The following is a 7,235-nucleotide window of genomic DNA, read 5'->3' as shown; positions in this document are numbered from 1 at the left end:
GCCATTTTAGAGGAAAGATTTAAAAGAAGGACCCAAAGATGAAAAACAATCCCTTCCAAAAATTGATTACTGAAGTCCCAGGTCCTAAAGCAGTCAATTTTGTTGAAGAAGACAAAAGGTTTATCTCTCAATCCTACACAAGGGCATATCCTCTTGTAGTTGAAAGGGGTAAGGGAGCAGTTGTAACTGATATAGATGGGAACAAGTACCTTGACTTTTCTGCAGGGCTTGGCGCCTGTTCAACAGGACACTGCCATCCAAAAATAATAAAAGCAGTAGCTGAACAGTCAAAGAAACTCATTCACATGTCAGGGACAGATTTCTACTATACATCTCAGCTTAAACTTGCCAAAAAACTGAATGAGATTTTGCCGGGGAAAAATAACAACAGAGTATTTTTCGGAAACTCCGGCACTGAAGGTGTTGAAGCAGCCTTTAAGCTCTCCCGCTATTACACAAAACGGCAAATGGTTATTGCTTTTTTTGGAGCCTTTCACGGAAGAACTATGGGCTCACTCTCCCTGACCGCAAGTAAAACCATTCAGAGAAAGAACTTTTTCCCGCTTGTTCCCGGCGCTGTCCATGTCCCGTATGCGCATTGCTACAGATGTCCCCATAATCTGACATATCCAAAGTGCAATACAGCCTGTGTCCAATGGATTGAAGACGAACTCTTCCGCCACAATGTCCCACCTGAAGAAGTATCTGCAATTTTTGTTGAGCCAATACTTGGAGAGGGTGGATATGTGGTGCCTCCAGAGGAATTTCATCAGAAGCTTTACAAAATCGCAAAAAAGTACGGCATTCTTTTTGTAGCCGATGAAGTACAGTCAGGGGTAGGAAGGACAGGGAAATTCCTTGCCATAGAGCATTTTGGAATAATTCCTGACATCATAGTCCTTGCCAAAGGGATAGCATCTGGTTTTCCTCTTTCAGCAACAGTAGCTTCGGAAAAAATTATGAACTGGGTCCCGGGTTCACACGCAAGCACTTTTGGAGGAAATCCGGTTGCCTGTGAAGCTGCAATTGTAACTATTGAACTGGTTAAAAACAGCCTAATGAAGAATGCTGAAGTAATTGGCAGTTTTATGATTTCGAATTTAAAGGAAATGGAAAAGAGCCACTGTTTAATCGGTGATGTCCGCGGGAAGGGATTAATGATAGGTGTTGAACTTGTTAAGGATAAAGTAACAAAGAAGCGGGCAATAAAGGAAAGAAGCGAACTTTTAACCAAATGCTTTAAAAAAGGTTTGATTATTCTTGGCTGCGGAGAAAACTCTGTCAGATTTCTTCCGCCTTTGATTATAAACAAAAAAGAGGCTACAAAGGCACTGGAAATATTTGAAGAGGCACTAACAGAAGTTGAAAAATTATAATTAGTTGAATTTGAAAATACATACAGGACAAGAATGTCCCGCCTATCTATAGTCGGGGTTTTTAACCCTGCTTTTTAGCGGTTGCGATTTTTACTCTCGTGGCATCCCCCCACAAGCCTTCAAGATTATAATAATCCCTTTCTTCTTTTCTGAACACATGGACAATCACATCACTGTAATCCAGTATCACCCAAGTACATTGTCCGAAACCTTCTGCTGAAAGGTGTTTTATTCCGGTATTTTTGAACTGCTCAATGATATTTTCTGTTATTGCCTTTACCTGCCTGTCAGAATTTCCATGGCAGATAAAAAAATAGTCAGCAATTGAAGTAAACTTTCTTACATCAAAAACAACCGGTTCCTCTGCCTTCTTATCAAGCGCAAACTGAACAGCCTGAATGGCTTTATTCTTAGGAACTGAAACTGATTTTTTAACGCTTTTTATCTTAATCCCTCCTTTATAGAATTTAAACAGTTTAGAGCATTTGAATTAATAAAAAACTATTTATATAAGTTGTTCTCTTTTATATATTCCTCAACCTCAGCAGGAGTCAAATACCTTATTGATTTGCCCTTTGAAATATTCTCTCTTATTGCAGTTGCAGATAGATCAAGTCCTGTGATTTCCATAGAAAACATTTTGTAAGAACTAGAAGAAATATTAAAAACCGAACTTCTCCCTTTGACACCCTCATAGCTGAAAACTATTGATGGAAAACGCTTGGTTACTGTATTTGAAAGAACACTCACAAGGGACTCCAAGTCTCTTCCGGGCCTTGAAGTAACTATAAAGTGACAACTCTTAACAAGTTCCTCAACGCTTCTCCATGTGGAGAATTCCTTAAATGTATCAACACCTGAAATTAAAAAAATATCTTCTTTATAGTTTTTTTTAATATCACATATGGTATCTATTGTATAAGAATTCCCTTCACGGTTGATTTCGATTGCTGAGACTTCAAAGAAAGGATTCCCCTTAATTGCTATTTCAACCATTTCTTTTCTGTAATTGCTTGGAATTATATTTTTCAGGTTTTTGTGAGGAGGCTGAGCAGAAGGCACAAAGATAATTTTTTGAAGATTAAACTCTTCGCGAACCTCCTCAGCAGCTCTTAGATGGCCAAAATGAATCGGATTAAAAGTACCGCCTAAAATACCAATGCCCATATTAATCAGCAATTAGTCGTTAGTTGTCAGTCGTCAGTTTTTTCTGAGGCAGAGCTATGCTCTGCAGCTACTCCTCACTATTCACTATTCACTTCCCCTTACTGCCTGACCTGCCCATCCCCGTATATTATATATTTCTGCGAAGTCAAGTCTTCAAGCCCCATAGGACCCCTGCAGTGAAGCTTCTGTGTGCTTATTCCCATCTCTGCGCCAAGTCCGTACTGATTACCATCAGCAAGTCTTGTGGAGGCATTTACAAAAACAGAAGAAGCATCAACCTCACGAAGGAATTTCTGGGCATTGAAGTAATTGCTGGTTATTATAGCCTCTGAATGCCCTGACCCGTAATCTGAAATATGCGATATTGCCTCTTCAACAGAATCTACTATTTTTACTGATAGTATCAATTCAAGGTATTCTGTCCTCCAGTCATCCTCTGTTGCATCCTTTATATCGCTGACAACACCTTTTGTCCTGCTACACCCCCTGATTTCAACACCTGCATCTTTATATTTTTTTACCATTAAAGGAAGAAACTTTCCTGCAATATCCTTATGGACAAGGAGTGTCTCCATTGCATTGCATACTCCCGGTCTTTGAACTTTTGCATTAAAACAAATTTTCTCTGCCATTTCAATATTTGCATCTCTATCAACAAATGTATGGCACAATCCCTTATCATGTCTTACAAAAGGAATTGTTGAATTTTCCCTTATAAACCTTATTAACTCCTCTCCGCCACGAGGGATTATAAGGTCTATATATGTATCAAGCTTAAGAAGTTCAGTTACTGCCTCTCTTTCAGTCATCTCCATAATCTGAACTGCTCCTTCCGGTATTCCGCTGCTTGTTGCTGCATTTGATAAAATTCCTGCTATTGCCCTGTTAGAATTAATTGACTCAGAACCGCCTCTAAGAATAACGCTGTTCCCTGACTTAAGGCAGAGCCCTGCAGCATCTGCTGTAACTCCGGGCCTTGATTCATAGATAACCCCAATTACGCCTATTGGCACCCTGATTTTCCCTATCCGCATTCCGTTTGGTCTTTGCCACATCTTTGTTCCCTCCCCTACCGGGTCAGGAAGCTTGGCTATTTCTTTTAATCCTGATGCTATATCCTTTATCCTCTCCTTATTAAGGAATAATCTGTCAATGAATGCTTTTGGAAATTTCTGCTTCTGCGCATTCTCAAGATCACCTTTGTTAGCTTCAAGAATCCTTGCTGCCCCTTTTTCAAGCTCATCTGCCATTTTTAAAAGAGCATTGTTTTTAACTCCTGTTGAAAGAGTTGCAAGCTCTCTTGACGCCTTTTTTGCAAGTTTGCCTTTTTGTGAAACGAGTTCCTTAATCTCCATATTGTTCCTCTATGTTCTTTCTGAATTAATTACAAGTTCAAAGGCCAAAATCCAAATGTCAAATCAAGTTCAAATGACTAAATGATTAAAGGAACTTTTGTTATTTGGGCTTTGGATTTCATTTGAATTTTGAGTTTTGACATTAGTCCGCCTAACTTTTTTCATTCCCCAATCACCACCAAATTATCCCTGTGAATAACTTCATCATAATCCTTATGTCCCAGAATCCCCTCAATCTCCATGCTCTTTTTACCCATAATCCTGACAAGGTCTGATGAATTATAATTAACAAGCCCCTTTGCAAACCATTTTCCATCTCTATCCACGCACAGAACAGAATCTCCCTCATCAAATTTACCATCAATGGATATTATTCCTGATGATAACAAGCTTTTACCTCTTTTTATCAATGCCTCTTTTGCGCCGTCATCAACCGTTACTCTTCCGTGTATTTTTCTTGTATATCCGATCCAATGCTTTCTGCTTTTCAGGGGTCTCTTTTTGGGCAAAAACAGCGTACCAACCTCCTTGCCTCCTAAAAACTCTTCAAGAACAAGCGGATTCTTGCCACTTGCTATTACTGTGGTAACACCCGATATGGTTGCTTTTGCTGCAGCCTGAACTTTTGCAACCATCCCTCCAGTACCCATTGCGCTTCTGGTGCTTGTAATCATCTTTTCAATTTCAGGTGTAACATTTTCAACAACCGGAATTAACTGCATATTTTTGCCTTCTCTGGGGTCTGAAGTATATAATCCTTCTACGTCTGTTAAAATGAAAAGTAAATCTGCATCTACCATATTCGAGATTGCTGCTGAGAGAAAATCATTATCTCCAAACTTTATCTCATCCACTGCCACCGTATCATTCTCATTAACTATTGGTATGATTCCATGTTTTAAAAGAGTAAAAAGAGTATTTCTGGCATTCAAGTATCTTTTCCTGTCGCTCATGTCATCGTGGGTTAGAAGAAGTTGCGCTACTTTTATTCCATATTTGCTGAAAGCCTTTTCATATGCCCACATCAGCCTGCATTGCCCTATAGCAGCAGCTGCCTGCTTGTTTGGAATACCTTCCACTCTGCCTGAAATATTAAGTTCCATTCTTCCTGCAGCCATTGCCCCTGATGTGACTATAACAAACTCATATTTATTCTTCTTGAGTTTTGAAATCTCATTTGCAATGGTCTCAATGTGATAAACGTTCAGCCCGTCTTTTTCTTTTGTTAATACAGCGCTCCCTATCTTTACTACAACACGCTTTATTCCATTTAAAAACTCAGTCCTGTTAAAATCTTTTATCTTCAAGCATCTCTCCCAAGCCTTTAAGCATCTCTTTTGTCCCCTCTCCGGTAACTGCAGAAATTGCAAAAACCTTAGCCCTGCAGGTTTTCTTAATCTCTGCCTTTAAATCTTTAACAATTTTTTCTCTTCCTTTCACTCCCTGTTCTTCTTCACGAGGTTCTATAACAGAAGATGAATGGAAAAGGTCAATTTTATTTATTACCACAATCTGCGGTTTTTTTAAAAGCTCAAGATTATAACTTTTCAATTCATTTCTTAAAGATTTTAAATTCTCTATAGTGTCTTTTCCTTCATATCCATTAATATCCAGCAAATAAACTAAAATTTTTGTTCTTTCAATATGTTTTAAAAACTTGACCCCCAAACCAACACCATCGTGTGCCCCTTCAATAAGACCCGGTATATCAGCCACAACAAAACTCTTTTCATCGTTCAGAACAACCACACCAAGATTTGGATGGAGTGTTGTAAAAGGATAATCTGCAATCTTTGGCTTTGCTTTTGAAATCTTGGATATGAGAGTCGATTTGCCGGCATTAGGAAACCCTACCAGACCTACATCAGCCAAAAGTTTGAGTTCAAGCCTCAGCCATCTTTCTTCGCCAGCCATTCCCTTTTCAGCATTTCTTGGAACCCGGTTTGCTGAGCTTTTAAACCTTGCATTTCCCCTTCCGCCCTTTCCGCCTCTTGCAACACAAAACTCCTGCCCGTCTTCCTTCAGGTCAACCACAAGAGCGGAACTGTCCGGATAATAAACAAGTGTCCCCAAAGGAACCTGCATTATTTTATCTTTTCCGTTTTTACCGTGTAAATCAGAACCTTTGCCGTGAGAGCCTTTTTCAGCTTTTATGTGAGGATTGAAATGAAAGTTAATTAGAGTGGATTTATTTTTAGTGGCTTTAAATATTATGTTTCCTCCATTACCTCCGTCACCACCATCAGGGCCTCCTCTTGGAACATACTTCTCCCTTCGAAAACTTACACACCCGTTCCCGCCATCGCCTGCTTTAACGAAAATTTTGGTTTCATCAATAAACACTTCACTCAAACAGCCTGACTGTAAACGCTTATCTGTCTTCTGTCCTTGGCAATCCATTCAAATCTGACTTTACCATTAACCTTGGCAAAAAGAGTATCATCTTTTCCTCTTCCAACATTTATGCCCGGAAAGAATTTTGTTCCTCTCTGCCTTACAAGGATAGAACCTGCTTTTACTTCCTGCCCGGCAAAACGCTTTACTCCAAGCCTCCTGCCTGCACTGTCCCTTCCGTTTGTTGAACTTCCGCCTGATTTTTTATGAGCCATCTTTAAAACTCCTTATCCTTATTCTATAATGATATGTCTTTTCTCCCGATAGGCGGGACATTCTTGTCCCGCCGAGACGGGGTTAGAAAACCCCGTCTATCGAGATAGAAACATGTAACCTTATTAATATCAACCTACTATCTGATTAATCTTCAACGCAGTATAATACTGCCTGTGTCCTCTTTTCCTCCGGTAGTTCTTCCTTCTTTTGAATTTAAAAACAATTACTTTTTTACCCTTTGCTGTCTCAACTATCTCTCCAACAATCTTTGCCTCTTTAACAAGCGGGGACCCAACCATGGTCTCATTATCTTTCTTTATTAAAAGAACATCCCTTATCTCAACAGTATCTCCGATATTTCCTTCCAGTTTTTCAACCCTTATCACATCGCCTTCTGATATCTTGTACTGTTTGTTTCCTGTTTCAATTATAGCGTACACTTTCTAGCCTCCAGGTTTTTAATCTATTGATAATCTTCTAACTACATTAATTAACTACTATATCTCTGATATCTGTGAAATTTTTAGAGTCTATTAATATATATTAAAATGTCAAGCATTTTTCAATAATTGTCAAGCCAATTTAGAAATGTCCTGTTTTTGCCAAAGTAGAAATGTCCTGTTTTTGTAATACAGGATATTTCCTCCATGGATGGTTCTTTGGAGGAATGTATTTCTTTTTTATCTTAAAGGGCTTTAAAGGTTTTTCCTTCTGGGGTTTGGTTTGT

At 39.0% G+C, this 7,235-nt stretch carries 8 protein-coding genes; 1 reads left to right on the top strand and 7 read right to left on the bottom strand.

Annotation, left to right across the window (positions count from 1 at the left end; all coding sequences use genetic code 11):
- Nucleotides 1-38 precede the first annotated feature (38 nt).
- Nucleotides 39-1,376, top strand: coding sequence for a 4-aminobutyrate aminotransferase (locus tag A3H37_09645; protein ID OGL49862.1), 1,338 nt, complete (start codon nucleotides 39-41; stop codon nucleotides 1,374-1,376).
- Between the two features lie 61 nt (nucleotides 1,377-1,437).
- Here the strand turns inward: A3H37_09645 and A3H37_09640 are convergent, their stop codons facing one another.
- The 7 genes from A3H37_09640 to A3H37_09610 form a co-directional block, all read right to left on the bottom strand.
- A complete protein-coding gene (locus tag A3H37_09640; protein ID OGL49861.1) occupies nucleotides 1,438-1,776 on the bottom strand; it encodes a ribosome silencing factor in 339 nt (112 codons plus the stop codon).
- A 101-nt stretch (nucleotides 1,777-1,877) separates the two neighbouring features.
- Nucleotides 1,878-2,543: a nicotinate (nicotinamide) nucleotide adenylyltransferase gene (locus A3H37_09635; GenBank protein OGL49929.1), complete on the bottom strand. Its 666-nt coding sequence runs from the start codon at nucleotides 2,541-2,543 to the stop codon at nucleotides 1,878-1,880.
- 98 nt (nucleotides 2,544-2,641) lie between these two features.
- Complete coding sequence (locus tag A3H37_09630; GenBank protein ID OGL49860.1) at nucleotides 2,642-3,898, bottom strand: glutamate-5-semialdehyde dehydrogenase; 1,257 nt, start codon at nucleotides 3,896-3,898, stop codon at nucleotides 2,642-2,644.
- 161 nt (nucleotides 3,899-4,059) lie between these two features.
- Nucleotides 4,060-5,199, bottom strand: a complete 1,140-nt coding sequence (locus A3H37_09625) for a glutamate 5-kinase (GenBank protein OGL49928.1) — start codon at nucleotides 5,197-5,199, stop codon at nucleotides 4,060-4,062.
- Entirely contained in the window at nucleotides 5,186-6,250 is a 1,065-nt protein-coding gene (locus A3H37_09620) for a GTPase ObgE (protein OGL49859.1), read from the bottom strand. The genes A3H37_09625 and A3H37_09620 overlap by 14 nt, the downstream gene beginning before the upstream one ends.
- Nucleotides 6,247-6,507: a 50S ribosomal protein L27 gene (locus A3H37_09615; protein OGL49858.1), complete on the bottom strand. Its 261-nt coding sequence runs from the start codon at nucleotides 6,505-6,507 to the stop codon at nucleotides 6,247-6,249. Before A3H37_09615 ends, A3H37_09620 begins: the two co-directional genes overlap by 4 nt.
- 129 nt (nucleotides 6,508-6,636) lie before the next feature.
- Entirely contained in the window at nucleotides 6,637-6,948 is a 312-nt protein-coding gene (locus tag A3H37_09610) for a 50S ribosomal protein L21 (protein ID OGL49857.1), read from the bottom strand.
- Between the last annotated feature and the right edge of the window lie 287 nt (nucleotides 6,949-7,235).

The sequence above is a fragment of the Candidatus Schekmanbacteria bacterium RIFCSPLOWO2_02_FULL_38_14 genome, assembly GCA_001790855.1.
GTDB lineage: Bacteria > Schekmanbacteria > GWA2-38-11 > GWA2-38-11 > GWA2-38-11 > 2-02-FULL-38-14-A.
Note: the sequence above shows the minus strand (reverse complement) of the source record. Positions and strands in the feature narration are given on the sequence as shown.